At 71.4% G+C, this 24,714-nt stretch carries 19 protein-coding genes and 1 pseudogene; 5 read left to right on the top strand and 15 right to left on the bottom strand.

Annotation, left to right across the window (positions count from 1 at the left end; genetic code table 11):
- Nucleotides 1–7: 7 nt before the first annotated feature.
- The 12 genes from ACFWXQ_RS16760 to ACFWXQ_RS16705 form a co-directional block, all read right to left on the bottom strand.
- The gene (locus ACFWXQ_RS16760) at nt 8–1,519 is read right to left on the bottom strand and encodes a PP2C family serine/threonine-protein phosphatase (RefSeq protein WP_383942855.1); all 1,512 of its coding nucleotides are present in this window, start codon (nt 1,517–1,519) and stop codon (nt 8–10) included.
- Between the two features lie 3 nt (nt 1,520–1,522).
- The gene (locus tag ACFWXQ_RS16755; protein WP_383942873.1) at nt 1,523–4,198 is read right to left on the bottom strand and encodes a tetratricopeptide repeat protein; all 2,676 of its coding nucleotides are present in this window, start codon (nt 4,196–4,198) and stop codon (nt 1,523–1,525) included.
- A gap of 86 nt (nt 4,199–4,284) precedes the next feature.
- Nucleotides 4,285–5,607, bottom strand: coding sequence for a hypothetical protein (locus ACFWXQ_RS16750; protein WP_383942858.1), 1,323 nt, complete (start codon nt 5,605–5,607; stop codon nt 4,285–4,287).
- A gap of 68 nt (nt 5,608–5,675) precedes the next feature.
- Nucleotides 5,676–6,686, bottom strand: coding sequence for a glutamate ABC transporter substrate-binding protein (locus tag ACFWXQ_RS16745; RefSeq protein ID WP_383942861.1), 1,011 nt, complete (start codon nt 6,684–6,686; stop codon nt 5,676–5,678).
- Nucleotides 6,687–6,700: 14 nt separating this feature from the next.
- Nucleotides 6,701–8,158, bottom strand: a complete 1,458-nt coding sequence (locus ACFWXQ_RS16740) for a hypothetical protein (RefSeq protein WP_386268421.1) — start codon at nt 8,156–8,158, stop codon at nt 6,701–6,703.
- Between the two features lie 227 nt (nt 8,159–8,385).
- Nucleotides 8,386–9,360: an N-acetylglucosamine kinase gene (locus ACFWXQ_RS16735; protein WP_383947720.1), complete on the bottom strand. Its 975-nt coding sequence runs from the start codon at nt 9,358–9,360 to the stop codon at nt 8,386–8,388.
- On the bottom strand, nt 9,351–10,616 hold the full coding sequence (locus ACFWXQ_RS16730; protein WP_383947723.1) for a 6-phospho-beta-glucosidase: 1,266 nt from the start codon (nt 10,614–10,616) through the stop codon (nt 9,351–9,353). The genes ACFWXQ_RS16735 and ACFWXQ_RS16730 overlap by 10 nt, the downstream gene beginning before the upstream one ends.
- A 1-nt stretch (nt 10,617) precedes the next feature.
- Entirely contained in the window at nt 10,618–11,514 is an 897-nt protein-coding gene (locus ACFWXQ_RS16725; RefSeq protein ID WP_383947726.1) for a carbohydrate ABC transporter permease, read from the bottom strand.
- A gap of 3 nt (nt 11,515–11,517) precedes the next feature.
- The gene (locus ACFWXQ_RS16720) at nt 11,518–12,459 is read right to left on the bottom strand and encodes a carbohydrate ABC transporter permease (protein WP_383947729.1); all 942 of its coding nucleotides are present in this window, start codon (nt 12,457–12,459) and stop codon (nt 11,518–11,520) included.
- 5 nt (nt 12,460–12,464) lie between these two features.
- The gene (locus ACFWXQ_RS16715) at nt 12,465–13,793 is read right to left on the bottom strand and encodes an ABC transporter substrate-binding protein (RefSeq protein ID WP_383947771.1); all 1,329 of its coding nucleotides are present in this window, start codon (nt 13,791–13,793) and stop codon (nt 12,465–12,467) included.
- 101 nt (nt 13,794–13,894) lie between these two features.
- Nucleotides 13,895–15,106, bottom strand: coding sequence for an ROK family protein (locus ACFWXQ_RS16710; protein ID WP_383947732.1), 1,212 nt, complete (start codon nt 15,104–15,106; stop codon nt 13,895–13,897).
- 286 nt (nt 15,107–15,392) lie between these two features.
- Nucleotides 15,393–16,472, bottom strand: a complete 1,080-nt coding sequence (locus tag ACFWXQ_RS16705) for a mechanosensitive ion channel family protein (RefSeq protein ID WP_383947735.1) — start codon at nt 16,470–16,472, stop codon at nt 15,393–15,395.
- 275 nt (nt 16,473–16,747) lie between these two features.
- On the opposite strand from ACFWXQ_RS16705, the gene ACFWXQ_RS16700 reads away from it, so the two are divergent.
- Nucleotides 16,748–17,284, top strand: coding sequence for an HNH endonuclease (locus ACFWXQ_RS16700; RefSeq protein ID WP_055611422.1), 537 nt, complete (start codon nt 16,748–16,750; stop codon nt 17,282–17,284).
- Between the two features lie 245 nt (nt 17,285–17,529).
- Here ACFWXQ_RS16700 and ACFWXQ_RS16695 read toward each other — a convergent pair.
- Nucleotides 17,530–18,171, bottom strand: a pseudogene (locus ACFWXQ_RS16695) (ABC transporter permease); the annotation flags it as partial.
- Nucleotides 18,172–18,425: 254 nt separating this feature from the next.
- Here ACFWXQ_RS16695 and ACFWXQ_RS16690 point away from each other — a divergent pair.
- From ACFWXQ_RS16690 to ACFWXQ_RS16680, 3 genes are read left to right on the top strand one after another with little or no spacing between them, the layout of a single operon-like run.
- The gene (locus ACFWXQ_RS16690; protein ID WP_383947738.1) at nt 18,426–18,677 is read left to right on the top strand and encodes a hypothetical protein; all 252 of its coding nucleotides are present in this window, start codon (nt 18,426–18,428) and stop codon (nt 18,675–18,677) included.
- On the top strand, nt 18,677–21,202 hold the full coding sequence (malQ, locus tag ACFWXQ_RS16685) for a 4-alpha-glucanotransferase (RefSeq protein WP_383947741.1): 2,526 nt from the start codon (nt 18,677–18,679) through the stop codon (nt 21,200–21,202). Before ACFWXQ_RS16690 ends, malQ begins: the two co-directional genes overlap by 1 nt.
- A gap of 20 nt (nt 21,203–21,222) precedes the next feature.
- Nucleotides 21,223–21,501, top strand: coding sequence for a hypothetical protein (locus ACFWXQ_RS16680; protein WP_200398128.1), 279 nt, complete (start codon nt 21,223–21,225; stop codon nt 21,499–21,501).
- Nucleotides 21,502–21,661: 160 nt separating this feature from the next.
- Here the strand turns inward: ACFWXQ_RS16680 and ACFWXQ_RS16675 are convergent, their stop codons facing one another.
- Nucleotides 21,662–22,282: a TetR family transcriptional regulator gene (locus tag ACFWXQ_RS16675; RefSeq protein ID WP_383947743.1), complete on the bottom strand. Its 621-nt coding sequence runs from the start codon at nt 22,280–22,282 to the stop codon at nt 21,662–21,664.
- Between the two features lie 163 nt (nt 22,283–22,445).
- Here ACFWXQ_RS16675 and ACFWXQ_RS16670 point away from each other — a divergent pair, with 163 nt between their 5' ends.
- The gene (locus ACFWXQ_RS16670; protein WP_383947746.1) at nt 22,446–23,993 is read left to right on the top strand and encodes an FAD-dependent monooxygenase; all 1,548 of its coding nucleotides are present in this window, start codon (nt 22,446–22,448) and stop codon (nt 23,991–23,993) included.
- A 91-nt stretch (nt 23,994–24,084) separates the two neighbouring features.
- Here the strand turns inward: ACFWXQ_RS16670 and ACFWXQ_RS16665 are convergent, their stop codons facing one another.
- Complete coding sequence (locus ACFWXQ_RS16665; protein WP_383947749.1) at nt 24,085–24,609, bottom strand: MarR family winged helix-turn-helix transcriptional regulator; 525 nt, start codon at nt 24,607–24,609, stop codon at nt 24,085–24,087.
- Nucleotides 24,610–24,714 lie beyond the last annotated feature (105 nt).

Below are 24,714 nucleotides of genomic sequence, written 5' to 3'. Positions count from 1 at the left end.
TTCGGCCTCAGGCCGATCCTGCCCCCTGCGGCGGGGCCGGGAACGGCACGACGGCCACTGTTACGTTGTCGTGGCCCCCGCCGTCCAGGGCGTGACCCACCAGGACCTGGGCGCTGTGCAGCGGCCGGTCCGCGGCGTCGGGCGGGATGACCTCGGCCATTTCCTCCGCCGCCTCCGCGTAGTTCCACAGTCCGTCGGTGCACACCACCACTACACCCGGCCGGTCCGGCTTGAAGGAAGCGGTGTGCGGCTCCAGTTCGTACGCGTCCGCCCCGAGCCAGCCCGTGATGGCGTGGGCGCGCTCGTCCGCGTACGCCTCGGCCTCGCTCATCAGGCCCGCGGCGACCATCTGGGCGGCCCAGGAGTCGTCCTCGGTGAGCCGGGCCGGGGGTGAGGACCTGTCCACGGGCACCCAGTAGGCGCGGCTGTCGCCGACCCAGCCGACGATCAGCAGGCTGGGGGTGACGACGGAGCCGACGATGGTGCAGGCGGGCGCGTTCACATGCGGCTGGTGCTCGTGGGCCGGAGTGCTGCGGTCCGCAAGGGAGTTGACGGCCTCCGAGGCCGCGAGGATCGCGTCGTGCATCGCCTGCTGCGGGTGCGTGCCGCGCGGCAGGGCCGCCAGGAGGGACTCGTTGGCCGCGCGGGAGGCGGCCAGGGAGGCCTCGTCGGGACGGGTCGCCGAGGAGACGCCGTCGCACACGATCGCGACGACCGCGGGCGAACCGTCGGACAGCGCGGTCGAGGACACCGTGAACGCGTCCTCGTTGCGGTGGTGGCGCAGCCCCCGGTCGCTGACCGCGGCCACCGAGCCCAGCTCCTGCTCCATGTGGTCGCGCTCGCGCGGCTGCGCGTGCCCGCAGTTCTCGCAGTAGCCGTCCCGGTCGACCTGGCCCGCGCGGCAGGCCACACAGACCTTCAGGCCCGCGGGGGGCGTCGGAAGGTCGGCCGTACGCGGATCGGCGGGCGGCACCTCGGGAGGCAGCGGCGCGGCGAGCGGGTACTCGTCCGGTTCCGCGGACGCCTGCGCGGATGTCTGCGCGGACGTCTGCGCAGGCGTCGGTGCCGCCGCCTGTGCGGCGGGCCGGGCGCCGGGCCCGGTGGCGGACTGCGGCGGCTGCGCGGAGGACGGCAGCGGTGGTGCCGCGGGGGACGGCGGTGGCGGAGGTGCGGCGGCGGACGGCAACGGTGGCTGCGCGGCCGACGGTGCCTGCGCGGGCCGGTCGAACCGTACGCCCGGGCTGTCGGAGCCCGCCGACTCGCGGCCGTCGATGTCCGTCGGCAGGACCACGGGCGCCGGTGTGTCCGAGGTGTCCACCTCCGGGGCGACCGGCCAGTCCACGGACGCCGCGGCCGCGGGGGGCCGGGGCGTCGCGCCGTTCATGGCGACCGTGGGGTTGTCGTCCGGTGGCGCGGGTACGGCGGTGAGGTCGTACCCGCACGCACCGCAGAAACGGTCCCCCGACTCCAGCGGCTCCTCGCAGCTGGGGCAGGCGGCCAGTTGAGGCATCTGCGACATCAATTACACCCACGTCCGGGGGCGGTAGCGGTTGGCGCGCTCCACCAGATCGATCCTCTCCTCGCCACGTTGGGCGAGCCGGGCCAGTGTCCGGTACGAGCGCTCCAGACCGAAGCGCAGGCCCCGCTCGTCCAGGTCGCTGCCGAGCAGTACGGTCCGCGACCCAGTGCTCGGCGGGGCGGAACCCTGGCTACCGGAGAGTACCCAGTCCAGGGCGCAACCAAGGACCTCTGTGGACAACTGCTCGCGGCGCACCGCGTCCAGACCGTACCCGTCCAGGGCCTCGACCTGGGCCGCGGCCGAGGTCAGGTCGTCCAGGAACGGGGCGTCGGGAACTCCCGCACCGGGCAGCCCGGGACCGGGAACTCCCGTACCGGGTACGCCCGCGGCGGGCACCGCCGTGCCGGACGTGCCCAGGGCCGGCGGGCCCGGTGGAGGCGGCGCCGTCTCGGCCGGCCGCTGGCGCAGCCGGGCCCGGACGGCGGCGACCCGGGCCGCCGTGTAGTGGATCGAGGCCTCCGGCACCGACTCCAGCGTCCGTACGGAGCCACGGCGGTCGCCCGCCGCGAGCTGGACGCGGGCCAGGCCGAACGCGGTGCTCACATAGCTGGGGTCGGTGGTCCACACCAGGCGGTAGTACTCGGCGGCGTTGTCCAGCTGACCGAGGACCTCCGCGCACACGCCGAGGGCCAGCTTGGGCGCGGGCTCGCCGGGGAACGCGTCGTAGATCGCGTCGAAGGACACCGCCGCGACCTCGTGGTCACCGGTCGCGAGCGCCGCCACGCCTCGGTACCAGACCACCCGCCAGTCGTCGGGATGGTCCGACTCCAGGGCTTCGAGCGTCCTGGTCGCCTGGTCGAGCTCGCCCATCTCCAGGCGCGCCCGCAGCTCGCGCAGCCGCAGCTCCAGGGATTCGGTGGGCGCCGCCTGCAGCGCGGTGATCAGCTCGGCCGGCGCGGACGTCATCAGCCCGGCCAGGAACCCGGCGTTCGGGTCGCCCGGGTCCACCCGCGGCACCGGCAGCGCCAGGGCCGCAGCAGCAGTGTTCAGTGGCTTGACGAGGGAGGCCTGAGCGGCCGCGGAGGCCGGCGGGCGGAACGGCGTGCCGTTCGCCCCGGCGATCCCGCTCGCCCCGCGCGCCGCCCCCGCCCCGTTCGTACCGTTCGCGCTGTTCGTTCCGTTCGCCCCGGCCGTCAGCGCGGGCGCGCCCTTCTTTCCCCGTACGGGATCGATCCGCATGCCCAGCCGCGACACATGGCCGGCCAGCGAGCTGAACAACTCCGTGTCCGTGACCTTCAGTTCGGGTCCGAACAGGGTGGACAGCGAGGGCCGGGCCCGTCCCGTCTGCACGGAGACGACCTCGCGCAGCACACCCGTGAGCTGCTCGGCCATCTCCTGCGCGGAGGCGAACCGGCGGGCCGGGTCCGGGTCGGTGGCGCGCACGAGGAGCCGGTAGAAGGACTCGTACGTGCGGAAGACCTCGATGTTGTCGGGGTCGGGCAGGGAGTCCACGAAGACGTTCGTGTAGCCCTGGAAGTCGAAGGACAGGACCGCCAGCGTGCGGGCGACGGTGTAGAGGTCCGAGGCGACCGACGGGCCGACATCGGCGACCTCGGGCGCCTGGTAGCCGACCGTGCCGTAGATGGCCGACTCGTCGTCGTCCATCCTGCGCACCGCGCCCATGTCGATCAGCTTGAGCTGGTCCTCGGTCTGTATCGCGTTGTCGACCTTGAAGTCGCAGTACAGAAGGTTGCGGCTGTGCAGATGGCCGAGGGCCTCAAGGGCCTCGATGCCGTACGCGCAGGCCTGCTCCACCGGCAGCGGATCGCGCTTGCCGGTCGCCGTGCGGCGGCCGTTGGCGATCTCCTTGAGGGACTTGCCGCCCACGTACTCCATGACGATGTACCCGTCCAGCGAACCCGTCCGCTGGTCGAGGTGCTCCACGAAGTTGTAGATCCGCACGATGTTGGAGTGCTCGATCTCGGCGAGGAAGCGGCGCTCGGAGATCGCGGCCTCCATCGCGTCCTGGTCGCCCGTGTCGAGGAGGCCCTTGAGGACCACCCAGCGGTCGGACACCGCACGGTCGACGGCGAGATAGACCCAGCCGAGCCCGCCGTGCGCGAGGCAGCCCACGACCTCGTACTGGCCGTGCACGATGTCGCCGGTCTGCAGCTTCGGCACGAACGAGTACGGGTGGCCGCACTTGGTGCAGAAACCCTCCGTACGGCCGGACCGCTCGCCGCGCGAACGCCCCACCGGAGCCCCGCAGTCCGAGCGCGAGCAGAACCGCTTGCGCTCGGGGACCTCGGGGTTCTCCTGGATCATCACGCGCGGGTCGGGCCGCGGCACGTCCGGCACCTGCACCAGACCGACGCCGAGCCGGCCGCGCCCCGAGGACCCGGCGGTCGAGCCGGAGCTGCGCACCGACACCGAACGGCCCGTGGTGCGGCCCGACACGGAGCGCGAGAGACGGCCCGACACCGAGCGCCGCGACTGGGACGACCGCGACGAGGCGCGTGAGGAGGCGCGGGAGCTGGAGCGCGAACTGCCGCTGCCCGAGCTCCGCGAGCCGCTCCTGCCGCCCCCGGTGATCCCGGTCGGCGGGGAGCCCACCATGCCGGTCGACGAGACGACCGGGGCCAGACCGCAGGTGTCGCAGTACAGCTCGCCGCCGCCCATGTCCTCGTACGACCCCGAGCAGCCGGGCCGCTGACACGGTTGCTGCGGACTCTGCCCACTTGCTTCGGTGTTGACGTTCTGCTGACTCACGATTCCCCCCTCCGGTCCTGTGGTCCACCGTGCCCGGGGACCCTGGGCACCAGCACTTCGGCGGCCGCGTGCTGGTAGCGCAGCACCGCCTGTTCCGCCACACGCAGGTCGCAGGGCGCGCTCCACAGCATGCGGCGCGCCGCGTCGTACCGCTCCACCAGCAGCGGGTCCTCGGCGAAGCCGTGCCGGGCGACCTTCGCCTTGTACGCGTCGAGACGGCCGCGCAGCTCCGCGCGGACCGCGAGCGGCGCGGTGACCGCGGTCAACGACTCGCGGGCGCGCAGCAGTTCGTCGTCGGCCTTCGCCTCCAGGGCCTCCAGGAGCGGCGAGAGGCGGTGCCACTGGGCGTGCCTGCGGTACTCGGCGGCCGTCGCCAGCTGTTCCTGCAGCGCGGTCGGCGGGCCGCTCACCGCGGGCACCTCGGACGCGGCGATCTTCGCGAGGACCTCGCCGCGGGCACTTCGCGCCTCGGCGAGCGTGCGGTCCGCGCGGCTCAGCACGTCCCGCAGCCGCACCAGCCGTGCCTCCGCGTCCTGCCGCACGGTGAGCACGGCGTCGATCTCGCGGCGCACCTCCTCAAGGGCGCGCGCCTCGCGGTCGTAGCGCGTGGTGTCGGGGCGGCCGCCGCCCGGCGCCGAACTGCCCTGCGCGGGCAGCCAGAAGTCCAGCGGATCGGAGACCACCCGCTCGCGCAGCGCGGTCAGGGTGCGGGTGATCCGCTCCAGGTCGTCGCCCGAGGGGTGCTCACCGGGCCGTACGCCCACGGAGTGCGCGAGCCGGCGGGTGCGCTGCAACTCCGCGGCCAGTAAATCGATCCGGGCGGGCAGCGCCGACCACACGGCGTCCGCCGTCACGACCATGTCCAGCGAGGTCGCGTACAACTCGTTCATGCGCTCCACGAGTTCGGCGAGCGAGAAGCTCTCGCTGAGCCTGCCCGTGCCCGCCATCGTGGGCGCCGCGGCCGTGGCGGACGCGCTGCCGGCGACCGTGACGCTCTCGCCGCGCAGCAGCTCCGTCAGCTCCACGAGGTCCTCGCGGTTGGACCAGCGTCTGCGCGAACGGATCTCCCGCGCGGAGCGCAACGCGTCGGCGTACGCGTCGAAGTACGCCCACAGCAGGGAGATCGACGCCTCGGCGGCCCCCCAGCGCTCCTTGGTCGTACCAGTGAGCTCGGCGCCTTCGAGGAGTCTGCGGCCCGCGTGGTCCTGCAGGGCGAGGAGCGAGGTCTCGATGGCCTCGTGCTCCGCGCCGAGCCGCGCCAGCGCACGGTCCACCTCGTCCCGGTCCATCACCGGCCCGGAGGGTCCCGTGACGCCCATCGATCACCCCTCGCTTCGTGAAGAACTGCGTGAAGAACTGTTCGTGAGGAACTGCTGGAGCATTCCCGCTACTTGTACTGGACCGCGGGCGGCCCGTCGCCCTTGCCGAGCGTCCCGGCGAGCCAGGTGTCGTACGACTTCTGCCAGTCGGCCTTGCGGTAGTCCACCAGGATCTGGTTGACCCGGCGTATCAGATCGGTTGCGTCCTTCTTCATTGCCACGCCGTAGTACTCGTCCGTGAACGGCTCGCCCTTGAGCTCGACGGTCGGGTCCTGTGCGGCCTGGCTGGCGGCGAGCGCGCCGTCGGTGACCACGGCGTCGACCTCACCGAGCTGCAGCCGCACCAGGCAGTCGAGTTGGTTCGGCACGACGGTGTCGATGTCGGCGGACTTGGGGATGACGCTCCCCAGGTCCGCTTTCAGTTTGTCGAGGGCGATCGAGCCCGACGCCGAGCAGATCCGCTTGTCCGCGAGCGTGTCGTCGTATCCCTTGATGTCCGACTTCTTCGGGGCGAGCACCTGCTGGCCGGTCTCGAAGTAGGGGGACGAGAAGGCGACTTGTTCCAGCCGCGTGCAGTTGATCGTCATGGTGCGCACCACCATGTCGACCTTCCCGCCCTGGATCGCCGGGATGCGCTCGATGGTCGGGATGGCCTTGAAGCGGACGTTGTTCTCCTTCTTGCCGACGATCGCGTCCGCGATCGCCTGCGCCAGGTCGATGTCGAAGCCCTCCAACTTGGCGGACGCCGACGTGCTGTTCGGGTCGCGGTAGCCGAAGCGGTAGCTGTTCTGGTCGACGCCGACCGTCAGATAGCCGTTCTCCTTGATCCGCTGGATCGTCTTGCCGTCCTGAGGGCCGGAGTCCGGCGACAGGCTCTGGTCCTCGGGGTTCTCGCAGTCCTCGGCCCTTGCCTGGGAGCCCTGCGCCACACCTTGGCCGTCGGCATCCGTGCCGCCGTCCTCGCGGCTCTGGGAGACCGGCAGGAGCAGCGCGAACACGGCAGCCAGGGCGCAGACGACCGCCATCGCACCCACCCCGCCCCAGCCCCTCAGACTGGTCCGCAAACGCCGTGCGTTCATCGTCATGCCCCCTCTCACCGGTACTCCGACAGCCTGCGCCCGATGCCGAGCACCGCGCCGGCCGCGGCCAGCACCGCGAGCACCGCGGCGCCCACCACCAGGCCGTTCATCGCGCCCCGGCCGTCTCCGGCGGCCTGCTTGAACTCGGTCTCCTCGTGGTCGATCGCCGCCTTCAGGGCCGTGTCGACGTTCCTGAAGCACTCGCCCGTCGGCTTCTTGTCGTCGGAGCCGATCACCCGGTCCAGCGCGCCCTGGTAGTTGCCCAGGTTGTCCTCCGCGCGGGCTTCAAGGTGCCGTTCCTTCCAGACCTTCATGTTCGCCGTCGCGGCCTGGACCGGCTTCTCGCCCGCGCTGTTGTCGGCGAGGCCCTCGGCGGCGGCCAGGTTCGCGGTGAGGTCCTTCATCTGTTTCTTGTAGTTTTCGTCGAAGACGTCCAGCGTCTTCGCGTTCGCGCCCGTGCCCACCGTCTTGGTCTCCGCGCCGCGCGCGACCAGCGTGAGGTTCTCGTTGCCCCGGGCCTTGAGCGAGGCGATCCGGGCGTCGTTCAGCGTGTTCAGCGAGCGGACCGCGTTGTCGTACGAGTCGTTCAGGCCGGCGCGGGCGACGCTGTGGCCGACGACCAGCCACAGCAGGACGACCGTGGAGGCGGCCGTGGCGGCGACCAGGCCGTGGTTCAGCACACGGTTCGTACGGCGGTAGTTGCGGTGCTGGGCCCAGGCGAGGCCGCCGATGGCGAGGACGCCGGCGCCGATCGCGATCCACGGGTAGGGCGTCGCGTCGTCGTAGTCGGAGCGCAGGCGCTGGTTCTCCACCGTGTAGAGACGCTCGGCGTCGTCGAGCATCACCTGCATCTTGGAGTTCGCGTACCGGAGGTAGGCGCCGCCGAGGGGGAAGCCCTGGCGGTTGTTGGCCCGGGCGCGCTCCACCAGGCCCTTGTACTCGGGCAGCATCCTGTTCAGCTTGGTGATGGTCTTCTCGGAGGTGGAGCCGGGTTCCGAGTTGGCCGCCGCGGTGACCAGCTTCTCCGCCGCGCTGTTGATGTCCTTCTCGTAGAGGTCGCGGGACGCCTGCGTCTCCTGGCCGCCCGCGAGGAAGCCGCTGGACGCGGCCGTGTTGGCGTCGGCGAGGGAGCGGTAGATCTCCGCCGCGTCGGCGCTCAGCGGCTGGCTGCTGTTCAGCACGTCGTCCGCGGCGGCCGAACGGTCCGTCATCTCCAAGGCGGTGACCGCCCCGAACGCGACGACGAGGAGGGCGAGCACCGCGCCGATGATGCGCAGCCGCCCGGGCTCGGTGGTCGCCGCGGCACGCAGCTGGTCGACGCCCTCGGCCCACGCCGTACGGCGGGGAGGCCCGGTGTCGGGCATGGCGGAGCGGACCTGCGGTCCGGGCGGCGGGGCCTGTGGCGGCACCGCGGGCATCGTGGGTGCGGGCGCCCCCGGTGGCGCCGCACCGCCCTTCTGCTGATATGTCACTCGACCTCCCCCATGGTCATAGGCCGGTCACCCCCGCCCGGGCGCCAGGAAGCGCGGGCAGAGGTGCACGGCCGCAAGTATCGCCGCCGGGACTGACATCCGCACAGGCCTTGATGCGATCTTGTTCGGATTGCAGCAAGGCCTTGCCCGGATCGCAGCACGGCGAAGATCCCGTACCACCCCTGCCCATGAATACGCCAACCCGAACTGTTCGGTTCCCGGCGCGCTCAGACCTTCTCGTAGAACTCCCGCACGCGGGCGTGCGCCAGGGCCGGGGCCCCCTCGTGGTCGAGTCCGAGGAGGGCGGAGCCGAGGACCGGCCGGGCGGTGACGACGCTGGGTACGGCCTTGGGGGCGCGCTCGGCCAGCAGTTCCCTTATCCGGTCGTCGAGTTGGGGGTGGCGGGCGGCCAGGACGCCCCCGCCGAGCAGGACCGGGGTCTCCTCGTCGAGCAGGTCGAGACGGGTCAGGGCGACGACTGACATGGCCGTGACCTCGTCCGCGAGCCGGTCGACGAGCGCGCGGGCGACCGGGTCGCCGTCCGCCGCCGTGGCGAAGAGGACCGGCGTCAGCTCGTGGCGCCGCGCGTGCTCGATGTGTTCCAGGTGCAGGGCCTCGATCAGCGCGTACATGGAGTCGAGGCCGAAGTGGGCGGGCAGGGTGCGGGCCAGCGCGGTCGGACCGCCCCGCCCGTCCTCGGCCCGCGCCCCGTGCCACAGGGCCTCCTCGGAGAGACCCCAGCCCCCGCCCCAGTCACCGGAGATACGGCCCAGGGCGGGGAACCGGGCGACCCTGCCGTCGGGCCGCATGCCCACGCAGTTGATGCCCGCGCCGCACACCACGGCCACCCCGCGCGGCTCCTCCACACCGGCCCGCAGGATCGCGAAGGTGTCGTTGCGGACCTGAACGGTCGTGCCCCACGCGCGCGCGTGCAGCGCGGCCGCCAACTGCTCCTCCTCCACCGGCAGATCGGCGTTGGCCAGACACGCGGAGACATGGTCCACGGAGTCCACGCCCGCCGCGGCGAAGGCGCGGCCGACGGCGTCCGCGACCGTGTCGACCGCCTCCCGGATGCCGACGACGGGTGGCCGGAACCCGCCGGCGCGCGCCGTGGCCAGCACGCTCCCGTCGGCTGCCACGACCGCCACGTCGGTCTTGCTGTTGCCCGCGTCGACGGCGAGGACAGTTGCGGTCACGCCCACGCGAGGTGCTCCCGGTTGTGCGCGATCAGCCGGTCGGTGAGGCCCTCGGCGTACGCGTACTGGCCCACCAGGGGATGGGCGAGCAGCGCCCGGAACACCCGCTCGCGTCCCCCGCGCAGCGCGGCCTCCAGGGCCAGGTCCTCGTACGCGGTGACGTTCGCCATCAGCCCCGCGTACAGCGGGTCCACCGGGGCCACCGGCAGCGGGGCCGCCCCCGCGTGCCCGACCGCCGCCTGTACCTCGATCACGGCGTCGTCGGGCAGGAACGGCAGCGTCCCCTTGTTGTAGGTGTTCACCACTTGGTACCTGCTCCCGCCCCCGCCGAGCAGCGACGCGGCGAGGTCCACGGCCGCCTCGGAGTAGTACGCCCCGCCCCTCTTGGCGAGCAGCGCAGGCTTCTCGTCGAGTTCCGGGTCGCCGTACATCTTCAGCAACTCCCGCTCCATCTCGGCCACTTCGGCGGCCCGCGACGGCTTCGTACCCAGTTCTCGTACGACCTCGTCGTGCGCGTAGAAGTAGCGCAGGTAGTAGGACGGGACGACGCCCAGCCGGTCGAGGATGTCGCGCGGCAGGCGCAGGGTGTCGGCGAGGGAGTCGCCGTGCTCGGCGAGCAGTTTGGGCAGCACGTTCTCGCCCTCGGGGCCGCCGAGGCGCACACCGGTCTCCCAGGTGAGGTGGTTGAGGCCCACATGGTCCAGGTGCACATCGGCGGGGGTGACGCCCAGCATTCCGGCGAACCTCCGCTGGAATCCGATCGCCACGTTGCACAGTCCGACCGCCTTGTGACCGGCCTGGAGCAGGGCGCGGGTCACGATGCCGACGGGGTTGGTGAAGTCGATGATCCAGGCGTCCGGGTTGGCACGACGTACGCGCTCGGCGATGTCGAGCACCACCGGGACCGTACGCAGCGCCTTGGCGAGGCCGCCGGCGCCGGTCGTCTCCTGGCCGACGCAGCCGCACTCCAGCGGCCAGGTCTCGTCCTCGCCCCGCGCGGCCTGTCCGCCGACGCGGAGCTGGAGCAGCACCGCGTCGGCGCCCTCGACACCCGCGTCGAGATCGTCGGTCGTGATGATGCGCCCCGGGTGCCCCTGCTTGGCGAAGATGCGCCGCGCCAGAGAGCCGACCAGTTCGAGACGGTCGAGGGCGGGGTCGACCAGGACCAGTTCCTCTATGGGCAGGGTGTCCCTCAGCCTCGCGAACCCGTCGATGAGTTCAGGGGTGTAGGTGGAGCCCCCGCCCACTACTGCGAGTTTCATGTCAGCCCTTCACTCCGGTGAGCGTGACGCCTTCGACGAACGCCTTCTGCGCGAAGAAGAACACGAGGATCACGGGGGCCATGACCAGGACGGTCGCGGCCATCGTCAGATTCCAGTCGGTGTGGTGCGCGCCCTTGAAGGACTCCAGGCCGTAGCTCAGGGTCCAGGCGCCGGGGTTCTCGGACGCGTAGATCTGCGGTCCGAAGTAGTCGTTCCAGGCGTAGAAGAACTGGAAGAGCGCGACGGCGGCGATGCCGGGTCTGGCCATCGGCAGGACGACCCTCAGCAGGGTTTTGAAGTCCCCGCAGCCGTCGACCTTCGCCGCGTCGATGTACTCGTTCGGGATCGTCATCAGGAACTGCCGCAGCAGGAAGATCGAGAACGCGTCCCCGAACGCCATCGGGATGATCAGCGGCCACAGGGTGCCCGACAGATCCAGCTGCTTCGCCCAGAACAGGTACATCGGGATGATGATGACCTGCGGCGGCAGCATCATCATCGAGATGACCAGCATCAACGACAGGTTCCGGCCACGGAAGCGGAACTTGGCGAGCGCGTACGCCACCGGAATGCTGGACACGACGGTCAGGACGGTGCCGGCACCCGCGTACAGAAGGGTGTTCTTCCACCAGGTGAGGAAGCCGGGCGTGTCGAAGACCTTCGCGTAGTTGCCCCACTCCCAGGTGTGCGGGACCAGGTCCCTGGTGAGGGTCTGGTTGTCGCTCATCAGGGAGGTGAGGACGACGAACACGAAGGGCAGCACGAAGAACAGCGCGGCCGCGACGCCGAGCGCATGCACGGCGATCCATTCGAGGAGCGCCTTGCGGCGGGCCGTCCGTTCGGCGGGTGTCACCGGCGGCGACCCCAGCTCCACGGGCTTGTCGAGTACTTGGGTCATGGGTCAGTCACCTGCCTGGATGAGACCGCCCCGGCGCCGCATCAGGAACGCGGTGAACACCATGGACAGGGCGAACAGCACCAGCGCGACCACGCACGCGGAGCCGTAGTCGAAGCGCTGGAAGCCGAGGTTGTAGACGAGCTGCGGCAGGGTGAGCGTCGACTTGTCGGGGTATCCCGGTTCGAACTGCTGGCCCGAGCCGCCGATGATCCCGGAGGCGACCTTCCCCGCGACGAGTGGCTGCGTGTAGTACTGCATCGTCTGGATCACACCGGTGACCACCGCGAACATGACGATCGGTGAGATGTTCGGCAGCGTCACGAACCGGAACCGGTGCCAGGCGGACGCACCGTCCAGCTCGGCGGCCTCGTACTGCTCCTTCGGTACGTCGAGCAGCGCGGCCATGAAGATGACCATCAGGTCGCCGACGCCCCAGAGGGCCAGCATGGTGAGGGCGGGCTTGGACCACGCGGCGTCCGTAAACCAGCCGGGCGTCGGCAGTCCGAGGTCGCCGAGGACCGAGTTGACCGGCCCGGTGCCCGGGTTGAGCAGGAAGACGAAGGCCAGCGTCGCCGCGACGGGCGGCGCCAGATAGGGCAGGTAGAAGAGCGTGCGGAACACACCCGTGCCCGTCTTGATCTTCGTGATCAACAGGCCGATGCCCAGGCCGAAGGCGACCCGGAGCGTGACCATGACGACCACCAGCCACAGGGTGTTGCGCAGCGCGGGCCAGAACATGGGGTAGTCGCTGAAGACGTAGTTCCAGTTCTCCAGACCCCTGAACTCGGGGACACCGAAGCCGTCGTACTTCATGAACGAGAAGTACACGGTCGAGATCAGCGGATACGCGAAGAAGACGCTGAAACCGATCAGCCACGGCGACATGAACGCGGCCGTACGAAGCGCCGACCGGCGGCGCTTCGCACGCAAGGTGAGCGTGGACATCGGTGCTACTTCGCCTGCTCGATGTCACGGTCGATCTGGTCGGCCGTCTTCTTCAGACCGGCCTTCAGATCCTTCGCCTTGCCGGACTCGTACTGGTAGCCGAAGTCCTGCAGTGTCGTCTGGTATGTCGAGCCGTTGACGGAGGCCGGCGGGGTGTTGGAGTGCGGGTTCTGCGCGATGTCCAGGAAGGTCTTGAAGCCCGGGTCGACCGTCAGGTCGGGCGACTTCAGCGCGGCGAACGTGGACGGCACGTTGTGGATGGCGTTGGCGAAGGCGACGACGGCCGCGGTGTCGGTCGTCATGTACTTCACCAGCTCCCAGGCCGCGTTCTGCTTCTTGCTCTGCGGCGCGATCCCCATGATCGTGCCGGAGAGGAAGCCCTTGCCGTACTCGTCGACCTCGTCGTCGGCGACGGGCATGGGAGCCGTGCCGATGTCGAACTTCACGCCCGCGTCCTTCGCCATCCCGAGCCGCCACTCGCCGTCGAGCTGCATGGCCACCTGGCCGGTCTGGAAGGGGTGCTTGGCGCCCCATTCGTCGCCGAACGTGTTGCGGTACTTCTCCAGCTTCTGGAAGCCGCCGAGGCTGTCGACGAGCTTCTTCTGGTACGTGAACATCTCGGCGAAGGCCGGGTCCTCGGCGATGCTGGACTTGCCGTCCTTGTCGAAGTAGGCGTGGTCCCACTGCGACATGTAGTGGTCCACGACCGTCTCGTAGCCGTGGTAGTTCGGCATGAAGCCGAGCTGCTCGTACGAGTCGCCCTTGGACTTCGTCAGCTTCTTGGCCACCTCGGTGAACTCGGACCACGTCTTCGGCGGCGCCTTGATGCCCGCCTTCTCGAACGCGTCCTTGTTGTAGTAGAGGCCGTACGCGTCTCCCAGGAGCGGCATCGCGCAGCGCGTGCCCTCGAACTGGGTGTACTCCAGCATCGGCTTGGGGATGATCTTGTCGAGGTCGAGCTTCGACTTCTCGATGAACGGCTTGAGGTCGGCGAAGGCGCCGGACGAACAGAACTTGCCGATGTTGGACGTGGTGAACGACGACACCACGTCCGGGCCCTTGGAACCACCCGCGCGCAGCGCCTGGTTGAGCTTGTCGTCGTTGATGTTGCCGACGACCTTCACCTTGATGTTGGGGTGTTCCTTCTCGAAGCGGTCGATGTTCGCCTGGATGGCCTTGACCTCGGCGGGGGCGCTCCAGCCGTGCCAGAACGTGATCGTGGTCGACGCGTTCGGGTCGTCCGTGGCGCCGGTGTCCGACTGGCCGGTACAGGCGGTGGTGAGAAGGGCTATCGAGGCGGCGGCGAGCACGCTTTTCCTGGGAATTGCGGGCATTTTGATGATTCCGGGCATGGCGAAGTCTCCCTGGGGCGGGACGGGGTGGTGTGGGACGGGATGCGTACGGAGATGTGCGGGGGAGGCGTGCGGGGTCGGGCTCAGCGCGAGGTGTCGAAGGCCTCGTCGCGGGTGGCCACGAGCGCGCTCTCCAACGCGCCGCGCAGCACGGGGTGTTCGTCGACGTCGCCGACCACGAGGCGCGGCCGGGGTGCGGCCAGCTCCTCCAGCTCGGCCTGCACCAGGGCGCGCAGCGGTTCGCCGCCCCTGGTGAGCGAGGCCCCGCTGAGGACGACGAGTTCGGGGTCGAGGACGGAGACGAGCGAGGCGAGACCGGTGGCCAGCCCCGTCGCGTACGTCTCCAGGAGCTGCCGGTGGGCCCCCGCGTTGATGTCCGCCGCCTGCTCGACGAGCGCGGCGGCGGCTTCGGCGTACGGCCCGGTTGGCAGGGGCTGGATGCCGAGTTCGCGGGCGAGTTTCGGGATGGCCTGGGAGCCGGCCAGCTCCTGGTAGCCGCCGCTGTTGGCCTTGGTGACGTGCCGGACGAGCGGCGCGCCGGGTACGGGGAGGAAGCCGACCTCGCCCGCGCCGCCGGTCCAGCCGCGGTGCAGGCGTCCGCCGAGGACGAGCGCGGCACCGAGGCCGCCCTCGTTCCACAGCAGGACGAAGTCCTCGTGGCCCCGGGCCGCACCGAGCCGCTGCTCGGCTATGGCGACGAGGTTGACGTCGTTCTCGTACTCGACGGGCATCGGCAGTGCGGCCGCGAGCTCGTCGAGCAGGGCGGGGGAGTGCCACCCGGGGAGGTGGGAGGCGTAGCGCAGCCGTCCCGTGTTGGGGTCGAACGCGCCGGGGGTGCCGATGACGAGCCGCTGGATGTCGGCCCGGACCAGCCCCGCCGCCTTCACGGCGCCGTCGAGGGCGTCGGTGACCTGCCGCACGACGGTCTGGCCGGCGCGGCGGCCGGGGGTGGGCAGTTCGTACTCTCCCACCGTCCGCCCCGTCACATCGGCGACGGCGGCGAGGATCCGCTCGGGTGTCACGTCGAGACCTGCGGCGTAGGCGGCGGCCGGGTTCACCGCGTACAGCTGTGCGTTGGGCCCCGGCCGGCCCTCGCTGGTGCCGGTGACGAGGACGAGCCCCGCCGCCTCAAGGCGGGCCAGCAGTTGCGAAGCGGTCGGCTTCGACAGGCCGGTCAGCTTGCCGATCCGGGTCCGGGACAACGGCCCGTGCTCCAGCAGGAGATCGAGTGCGGCACGGTCGTTCATGGTCCGCAGAACGCGAGGGGTGCCCGGCGTACCGGCGGTTCCTGCCATGAGTGTCGACACCTGCCTTTCGGCTGCCCAGCTTCCCAGTGGTGCCACCGGGAAGTCCACCGAGGAATCATTGTTAGGAAACTTTCCTATCGGTGGGAGGAAGGTAGGCCCGGGGTGGGGGACGCGTCAATACCGGCCACTGTCGGGCAACGAAGTCGTTACCCGGCGGACGGCGGGGGGACACGCGACCCGGCGGACAGTGCGGGAACACGTGTGTGGGGCGGCACCCGGAGTGACCCGGACACCGCCCCACGGAGGCTGCGCGCGTATGAGAAAGCTCTCGCCCCTACTTCGTCACATTCGTCGGCACCGCCGCCGGCGCTATGGGTGACGCCGTCTGCGACTGGGGGGACGCGGAGTTGGAGTAGGCCGACGGGGCCGCCATCCCCGCCGTCGGATCGGGGGCCGTGCCCTCGTCCGCCAGGACCGGGAGGCCGCCGACGATACGGATGCCGGCCGCGTCCAGGGCGTGCTTGATGCGCCAGCGGAGTTCGCGCTCCACGCTGAGCGCCTTGCCCGGCATCGTCTTCGCGGAGACGTGGACGACCATCGAGTCGAGCAGGACGCTGTCGAGGCCCAGGACCTCGATGGGGCCCCAGAGGCGCTCGTTCCAGGGCTCGGCCTTGCTCATGTCCTCGCCGACCTGGTTGAGGAGGGTCTTCACCCGGTCCAGGTCCTCCGAGGGGTGGACCGTGACGTCGACACCGGCCGTGGCCCAGCCCTGGGAGAGGTTGCCGATGCGCTTGACCTCGCCGTTGCGGACGTACCAGATCTCGCCGTTGTCGCCGCGGAGCTTGGTGACGCGCAGGCCCACCTCGATGACCTCGCCGGAGGCCACGCCCGCGTCGACCGTGTCGCCCACGCCGTACTGGTCCTCCAGGATCATGAAGACGCCGGAGAGGAAGTCCGTGACCAGGTTGCGGGCGCCGAAACCGATGGCCACGCCCGCCACACCCGCGGAGGCCAGCAGGGGGGCCAGGTTGATCTCGAACGTGCCGAGGATCATCAGCGCGGCCGTGCTCATGATCGCGAAGGACGCGACCGAGCGGAGCACCGAACCGATGGCCTGGGAGCGCTGACGGCGGCGCTCGACGTTGACCAGGAGGCCGCCGAGAGCCGTGCCGTCGACCGCCTGGGCCGTACGGTTCATGCGGTCTATGAACTTCGTGATGGTCCGACGTATGACCACTCTCAGCACGGCCGCTATCACCAGGATCAGCAGCACGCGCAGGCCGATGCTGAGCCATGTGGACCAGTTCTGCTCGACCCAGCTCGCGGCGTTCGTCGCGCCTTCCTGGGCGTCCTGGAGCGTTGGCGACGTCGGTTCCTCGGTGGGATCGGCGGCCGACAGGACGGACAAGAACACGGCAGGTACCTCCAGGCGTAGCGGTCCGCCCGTGGCAGGGACATCGGGATAGGGGCACCGACGGGCAGAACCACCACACTAACGGGGCACCATGTGCGGATCGTTGCAATGTTCGAGGGAGACACTGTGCTCACCTGGGGATGAAGAGGGTGTGGTCGAAAACACTCCCAGCCCGTTACCGGGACATGGTGGCGCTTCCACCAGGCATGAGGGGAGACTGACTACAGATCGTCCCGGCGCGAGCCACGCGCCGCCGGCGTACAAGGAGGCCATCCGTGCCGCATGTCCTGGTCCTCAACGCGTCGTACGAGCCCCTCGGTGTCGTACCGCTCCGCCGCGCGCTCGTCCTCGTCCTCGAGAACAAGGCTGTCTGCCTCGAGGAATCCGGCGCCTTTATGCATAGTGCAACCGTTACTGTCCCCGCACCCAGCGTGGTCCGGCTGAAGAGGTTCGTACGGGTCCCTTACCGGGGGCCCGTTCCGCTGACCCGTCGGGCGCTCTTCGCCCGGGACGGCGGCCGGTGCATGTATTGCGGTGGCGTCGCAACCAGCGTCGACCACGTCATCCCGCGCAGCCGCGGGGGTCAGCACGTCTGGGACAACGTGGTGGCGTCCTGCCGCCGCTGCAACCACGTCAAGGCCGACCGTCACCTGGTCGAGATCGGCTGGCGCCTGCGCCATAAACCGGCCCCGCCGACGGGGCTCGCTTGGCGCATCATCGGAACCGGGCATAGGGACCCGCGCTGGCTGCCATACCTGCAGCCGTACGGCGCGGAGGACGCGATGGCCCGGATCGACGGCATTTCCGCCTGACGATCCGGGCCTTCGTCTTGCCTTGCGCGGGCCGGTCCGTCTGGCGTTGCGCGGGCCGGTTCGCTTCTTTCGTGCGGGCCGGTCCGTCCTGCGTTGTGCGGCCGGTCGTCCTGCGTTGTGCGGGCCGGTCCGCTTCTTTCGTGCGGGCCGGTTCGCTGTTTTCCGGCGCTCCGGGAAGTCCCCTCGTGCCTCCCGGGGCGCCGGAGTCCTGTTGTGCGCAGGGCGGCCCGGCGCGCCCGGCGCGGCTACGCGAAGCGCAGCTCCGCAGGGTGCACCGAACGGCGCAGCAGGGGCAGGGAAGTGGCGGCGGCGAGGAGGCAGCACAGGTAGACGGCCGGGGGGACGAGTAGCGGCGACAGCGGGACCCCCGGTCCGCCGCCCGCCGAGAGCACCGCGTACCAGCCGCCGACGGTGATGCCTCCCACGCCCGCGAGCAGGACCGCCGGCGCGAGCGGCAGCGCGGTCTCAAGGAGCAGCGCCCGGCCGAGCACCCCGCGCGGCACCCCGGCGGCGACCTGCGCGGCCAGGCCCCGGCGGCGGGTTGCCAGCGACTCGGCGGTGCCCACGGCCAGGGCGGAGAGCGTGATCGCGAGGGCGACCAGGACGGCCGCTCCTGCCAGGTTGGCCCCGGTGGTGTAGAAGGACATGTCCACGGCCGGCGTGCCGGCCTCGCGGGTCGACAGCGCGTCGAGCATCATCTGCCGGATCCCCACGAAACCGGTCCCCACGACGGTCACGAGCAGCACCGCCGCATGGGTCCGGGCGGTTGCCCAGGGGTCGTCGCGCAGCCGCTCCGCCGCGAGCAGCACCGCCGGGTTCCCGGTGCGGGTCGCGAGCAGCCCGCCGATGAGGCGGGCCGTCGCGGCGGTCAGCCACACGGCTCCCGCGCAGTGCCGCGGAAAAACCTCGGCCGCGCTCCGGGAGGGGCTCTCAAAGGAGCTCTCGGGGGAGGGGGTCTCGCGGGAGAGGGCGGGCCTGATCGCGGGCGGTGGTCGTCCAGGCGCTCTTGGTAACCCGGCGCATCCGGGACAAGATGTGAACAAGGGCACGTTGTCCGGGCTGTCACGTCTGCGCGCCCGCCCACTGGGTAGGGCTGCCCTGACCCGCCGTACGACTACCCGCGACGACCAAGGAGGCCCCCATGGCCGCATCGGCACAGCTTCTGCTCTCGGCCCTCTCCAAACGCCCGGCGGACCAGCCCGCCGACCCCGACCCGTACATCTGCGTGTTCACCGCCGAAGGGCCCTGCGCGGAGACGCCGCTCACCAGCGAGCCGCCGCTGCCCGACGCCGCCCCCCTCACCAGCGAACCGCCTCTCGCCGACGCCGCGCACCTGACGAGCGAGCCCACCTCCACGGGCGCCGCCGCGGGCCTGGACCCATCGGGGGTCTGATGCCGCTCTCCCGGCTCGCCGCGCTGCACGGTGTCGCCACCTCCTTCAGCCCGTCCCCCGGGCGCACGGTCGCGGCCTCGGACGCCGCGGTCGTCGCCGTCCTCGCCGCACTGGGCGTCGCCGCCGGCACACCGGACGCGATCCGCACGGCGCTCACGGCGCGCGAGACGGAGCTCCGGGAGCAACTGCTCCCACCGACACTGGTGTGCTGGAGCGGGGCCGCGACGGCCGCCGGGAACGACCACGGCCCCGGGGCGCGCGACTCCGCCCCGGGGGCGGACGGCAGCGAGCGAGCGCGGGGCGAGGACCGGCCGACGCCGGATGAGCACCGGCCTGGGGCGGGCGAGAACCCTCCCGGGGCAAGCGAAAACCTCCCCGGGGCAAGCGACGACCGGCCCGGGCCGGACGCGGATGCGCTCGCGCCGGGCGGACCGCCATCCGTGGCCGATGCGTCCGTGGCCGATGCGTCCGCGGCCGGTGCATCCGCGGCCGGTGGTTCCCGCGGTGCCGCTGGTTCCGCGTCCGCGCCGGGCGGCCAGGAGCCGATCACCCCGCCCGGGTTTCCCGGAGACTCCTCGCTTGCCTCCGCCCTTGCCGCTCTGCCCGCCGGGACCCGGCTGCGGATCCGTACCGAGCAGGGGGAGACGCGCGCCTCCGCCGAGCAACTGCCCCTGGGTGTCCATGAGTTGGAGGCGACCGCTCCTGACGGGCGGACCGCCCGCGCCCATCTCGTCGTCGCGCCGATGCGGCTGCCCGCGGCACCGGGGCGTACGTACGGCCTGCTCGTGCAGGTCTACTCGCTGCTGTCGCGGCGCTCCTGGGGCATGGGTGACCTCGGGGACCTCGCCGAGCTGACGGCCTGGGCGGGGCGGGCGCTCGGCGCCGGGTTCGTGCAGGTCAACCCGATGCACGCGGCCGTGCCCGGCGCACCCACCGACCCCTCCCCGTATCGGCCCTCCTCCCGCCGCTACCCCGACCCCGTGTACCTGCGCGTCGAGGACATCCCCGAGTTCGCGTACGCCGACGAACGTGACCGCGACCGCGTCCGTACGCTCCTGGAGCGGGCGGGGCGGCTGCGCGAATCCGTGCTGGACAAAGGCGCGTTGATCGACCGCGACGCCGTGTGGGAGCTGAAGCGCGAGGCCCTGGAGCTGGTACGGGACGTGCCGCTCGGGCCCGGACGCCGTGCCGCCTACTGCGACTTCCTCGCCGAGGAGGGCGAGGCGCTGGAGGATCACGCCACCTGGTGCGCGCTCGCCGAGGTGTACGGCTCCGACTGGCAGAAGTGGCCGGCCGCCCTGCGCGACCCCCGCTCCGCCGAAACCGCCCGCGCCCGGGGCGAGTTGATGGACCGCGTCGACTTCCACAGCCGCCTCGCCTGGCTGACGGACGCCCAGCTCGCCACCGCCCAGCGCAGCGCGCGCGACGCGGGCATGGGGGTCGGGCTCGTGCACGACCTCGCGGTGGGCGTCCACCCCGGCGGCGCCGACGCCTGGGCGCAACAGGAGTACTTCGCGGCGGGCATGTCCGTCGGCGCGCCCCCGGACGCGTTCAGCGTGCAGGGCCAGGACTGGGGGCTGCCGCCGTGGCGCCCGGACCGCCTCGCCGCGTCCGGCTACGCCCCGTACCGCCGTCTCCTGCGCGCCCTCTTCAGGTACGCCGGCGCCCTCCGGATCGACCACGTCATGGGCCTCTTCCGCCTCTGGTGGATCCCACAGGGCCGCCCGGCCACCGAGGGAACGTATGTCCGATACGACGCCGAGGCCATGCTCGCGATCCTCGCGCTGGAGGCCTACCGCGCCGGGGCACTGGTGATCGGCGAGGACCTCGGCACCGTCGAGCCGGGCGTCCGGGAGAAGCTCCACCAGCACGGCGTGCTCGGCACCTCGGTGCTGTGGTTCGAACGCGACTGGGACGGTACGGGGCTGCCGTTGCCTCCCGAAAGCTGGCGCGCCGACTGCCTCGCCACCGCCACCACCCACGACCTGCCGCCCACCGCGTCCCGGCTCACCGGCGACCACGTCGAACTCCGCGACCGGCTGGGTCTGTTGACCCGCCCCGTGGAGGAGGAACGGGCCGAGGCGGCCGCCGACGTGGGGGAGTGGCTGGCGCTGCTCGCCCGGCTCGGACTGCTCCAGGGCGCGGCCGGCGGGCTGTCGGAGGACTCGGAGGAGGCGCAGATCCAGGCCCTGCACCGGTTCCTGCTGCGCACCCCCGCCCGCATGATCGGCGTCTGGCTCCCGGACACCGTCGGCGACCGCCGCCCGCAGAACCTGCCCGGCACCTGGGACCAGTACCCGAACTGGCGCCTGCCCGTCGCCGACGCCGAGGGCCGCCCCGTCACCCTGGAGGAACTCGCCGCCTCACCCCGGCTGCACGCCCTCATCGACGTGGTGCGCGCGGGCCGGGCGGTGGGCGGACACGGGCCGGACACGGGAGACTCCGGGCCGGACCAGGCAGCATCAGGGCCGGACTCGGGCCGCACTTCGCCTCGTACGGCACCCCCGGGCGCGCGGCCGGATTAGGTGTTCGCTACGTTTGCACCGTGGACAAGAAGAACGCCCTGCGCGCCGGCGCCCTGGCTGCCGGTACGACGCTGATGATGCTGCTGATGTCGTCCCCCGCGCTCGCGCTGACGCCCGACGACGGCGACGATCCCGGTCCGGGCCTGAGCGTCATCGAGACGCTGGGGCTTTTTGTCGTGGCGCCGATCGGACTGTTCCTGCTGATCGCCGGTCTGGTCTGGGTCCTCGACGGATCGACCGACCGTCACCCGAAGGCAAAGGGCAAGGCCAAGACGAAGGCGGCCGTGAAGGCCTCCTGACCTCGGCCGGCTCCGGCCACTGAGGCTTTCTGTTTCGAGGGCACCGTCCTCGTGTACGTACGGCAGTTGTCGTACGTGCCCGAGGACGGTGCCCTCGACGTGTTTCCGCCCGGTACGGGCACCGCGTCCATCGGCTGCGGCTGCGGCGGTGGCGGTGGCTTCAGCGGGAGGGGCCCGGGTGCGGGGCCGTCAGATAGCGCTGGACCGTCGGTGCCAGCCAGGCCACGATCTCCTCGCGGGACAGAGCCACGGCGGGCGGCAGGCGCAGGACGTACCGGGTCAGCGCCATGCCCAGCATCTGTGACGCCACGAGCGCGGCGCGGGCCGGGACCTGCTCGGGGTCGGGGCAGACGCGCAGGGCCACCGGCACCAACTGCTCCTTGAAGATGCCCTGCATGCGCTCGGCCCCGGCGGCGTTGGTGACCCCGACCCGCAGCAACGCCGTGAGTACCTCGTCGTTCTCCCAGAGCGCCACGAAGTGCTCGACGAAGATCCGGCCGACCTCCTCCTTCGGCACCTTCTCCGGCACCGGCAGCCGCAGATCGATGTCGACGGCCGCCGCGAACAGGCCCTCCTTGTTGCCGTAGTAGCGCATCACCATCGACGGGTCGATCTTCGCGTCGCGGGCGATGGCGCGGATGGTCGCGCGCTCGTACCCGTCGGCGGCGAAGCGTTCGCGCGCCGCGGTGAGGATGGTGGCGCGGGTGGCGTCGGAGCGGCGGGTGGGCCCTGCCGGTGGGGAGGGCTGCGCGTGCTGGGCGGGGGAGCCGGTGTCGGTCATGCCAACAAGCGTAGGCCAACAACTGTTGACGGGCCAGGGGTGTCGCCCTATGGTGGCAAACGGGCGTTGGCCTACAAGCGTTGGCCTACGAGTGTTGGCACCCGGACCGCCCGGTGTTCGCCAACAGCCCTTGACCAACAACCGTTGGCACCAGGAGGCCGCCATGACAGGTACGACCGGCACGACAGGCGCGACCGACGAGAACGGCACCCCCCGTACCGACGTCACCCCCTCCCGCGACGTCATCGTCGTGGGCGCGGGCCCCACCGGTCTGCTGCTGGCCGGCGACCTCGCCACCGCCGGCATTCCCGTCACCCTCGTCGAGAAGCGCCCGCACAGGACCAGCAACCTCTCCCGCGCGTTCGCCCTGCACGCCCGCACGCTGGAGCAGCTAGACGCTCGAGGTCTCGCCGACGAGCTGGAGAGCAAGGGCCAGACGCTCGACCGGCTCCGGCTCTTCTCCCGCCTGACCATCGACCTCACCACCCTCCCCTCCCGCTTCAACCACCTGCTCGTGCTGCCGCAGTACGAGGTGGAGCGCGCGTTGGAGCGGCGGGCGGTGGAGGCCGGGGTGCGGTTCGCGTACGAGACCGAGGTGACCGGGCTGGTCCAGGACGCGGACGGGGTGACCCTCCGGGTGCGCGCGGCAGCCGGGGCCGAGCCGGCCGCCGGGGGAGCGCCGGAACTGGGGCAACTGCGGGAGCTGCGGGCGGCGTACGTCGTCGGGACGGACGGGATGCGCAGTGCCGTGCGGGAGGCCGTGGGGCTGCCCTTCCCGGGGCGTTCGGCGATCCGTTCCGTCGTACTCGCCGATGTCCGGCTCGCCGAGGAGCCGGAGACGCTGCTGACCGTGAACGCGGTCGGGGACGCGTTCGCGTTCCTGGCGCCCTTCGGGGACGGCTACTACCGGGTGATCGGCTGGGACCGCCGACGCGACGTCCCCGATGACACGCCCCTCGGCCTCGAAGAGGTCAAGGAGATCACCCGCCTCGCCCTCGGCCGCGACTTCGGGATGCACGACGCCCGCTGGATGTCCCGCTTCCACAGCGACGAGCGACAGGCTCCCGCGTACCGGGTCGGCCGGGTCTTCCTGGCCGGGGACGCCGCGCACGTGCACACCCCGGCCGGCGGCCAGGGCATGAACACCGGCCTCCAGGACGCCGCCAACCTCGGCTGGAAGCTGGCGGCGACACTCAACGGCCACGCCCACGCAGACCTGTTGGACACCTACCAGTCCGAACGCCACCCCGTCGGAAAGTCCGTCCTCCGCAGCAGCGGCGGACTCGTACGGCTCGCGATGGCCAAGCGGCCCTGGACGCTCGCGGCCCGCACCCTGCTCACCACGTTCGTGAACCACGCCCGCCCGGCCCGCACCCGCATGCTCGGCCAGATCACCGGCATCGGCTACGCCTACCCGGCCCCACGCGGCGCCCACCCCCTCACCGGCAAACGCGTCCCGGACGTGCCCCTTCGGGACGGCCGCCTGTACGAGGCCCTGCGCGGCGGCAGGTTCGTACTCATCACCCCGCCCGACGCACCCACGCCCCCCGACTCAGGCACCCGCAAGGACCGCCTGACCGTGGCAAGTTGGGCGAGCGACCGCCGCACAACCCTCCTGATCCGCCCGGACGGCTACGCAGCCTGGGCAGCGGAGAACCCAACCACAGAGGAACTAGAAACGGCACTGACAACATCAATGGGACAGGCCTAACGGGCCCCGTAAGGGGCGCGGGGAACTGCGCGACAAGCCACATCGAACCCGCAGCAGACAACGCACAGGACCCCCCTCCCCGGCGAGTCGCCTAGCGACTCGTCCGGCCCGCCCCGGCAAGCAACTGACGCAACAGATCAGCCAGTTGATCGGCCTGCCCCTCGTCGAGGGACGACAACGCCTCCGTCTGGACGGCAAGACCGGCCCCGACCGCCTCGTCGACAAGCACCAACCCCTTGTCCGTGAGCGTCACTTGGAGGGCGCGACGGTCGTGGGGGTCGGGGGACCTGCGGAGCAGACCGGCCCGTTCCAGCTTGTCGAGGCGGCCGGTCATGCCTCCCGTGGTCAGCATCAGCGTCGCCGAGAGCTGCCGGGGCGAGAGGGCGTACGGGTCGCCGGACCGCCGCAGCGTGGCGAGCACGTCGAACTCGCCGCGCGAGATGCCGAGCCCCGCGTACGTCTTCTCCATCCGGTCGCCCATCGCGCGCGAGAGCCGGAAGACGCGGCCGAAGACCTCCATCGCGGCCGTGTCCAGGTCGGGCCGGACGACGGCCCACTGGTCGATGATCGCGTCGACGGGGTCGGCGGGGGTCCTGGCGGCCCTGGAAGTGCTCATGGGGCGAGTATCCGCACCGCGTCACCGGGCTGCAAGAAGGTGGCTTGACGATAAGTAGCTTAGCGCTAAGCTAATTACTGCCAAGCCAACTCCCGGAACCGTCTT

The organism is Streptomyces sp. NPDC058697, assembly GCF_042715345.1.
Lineage (GTDB): Bacteria > Actinomycetota > Actinomycetes > Streptomycetales > Streptomycetaceae > Streptomyces > Streptomyces liliifuscus.
This window is presented reverse-complemented; position numbering and strand designations above follow the sequence as displayed.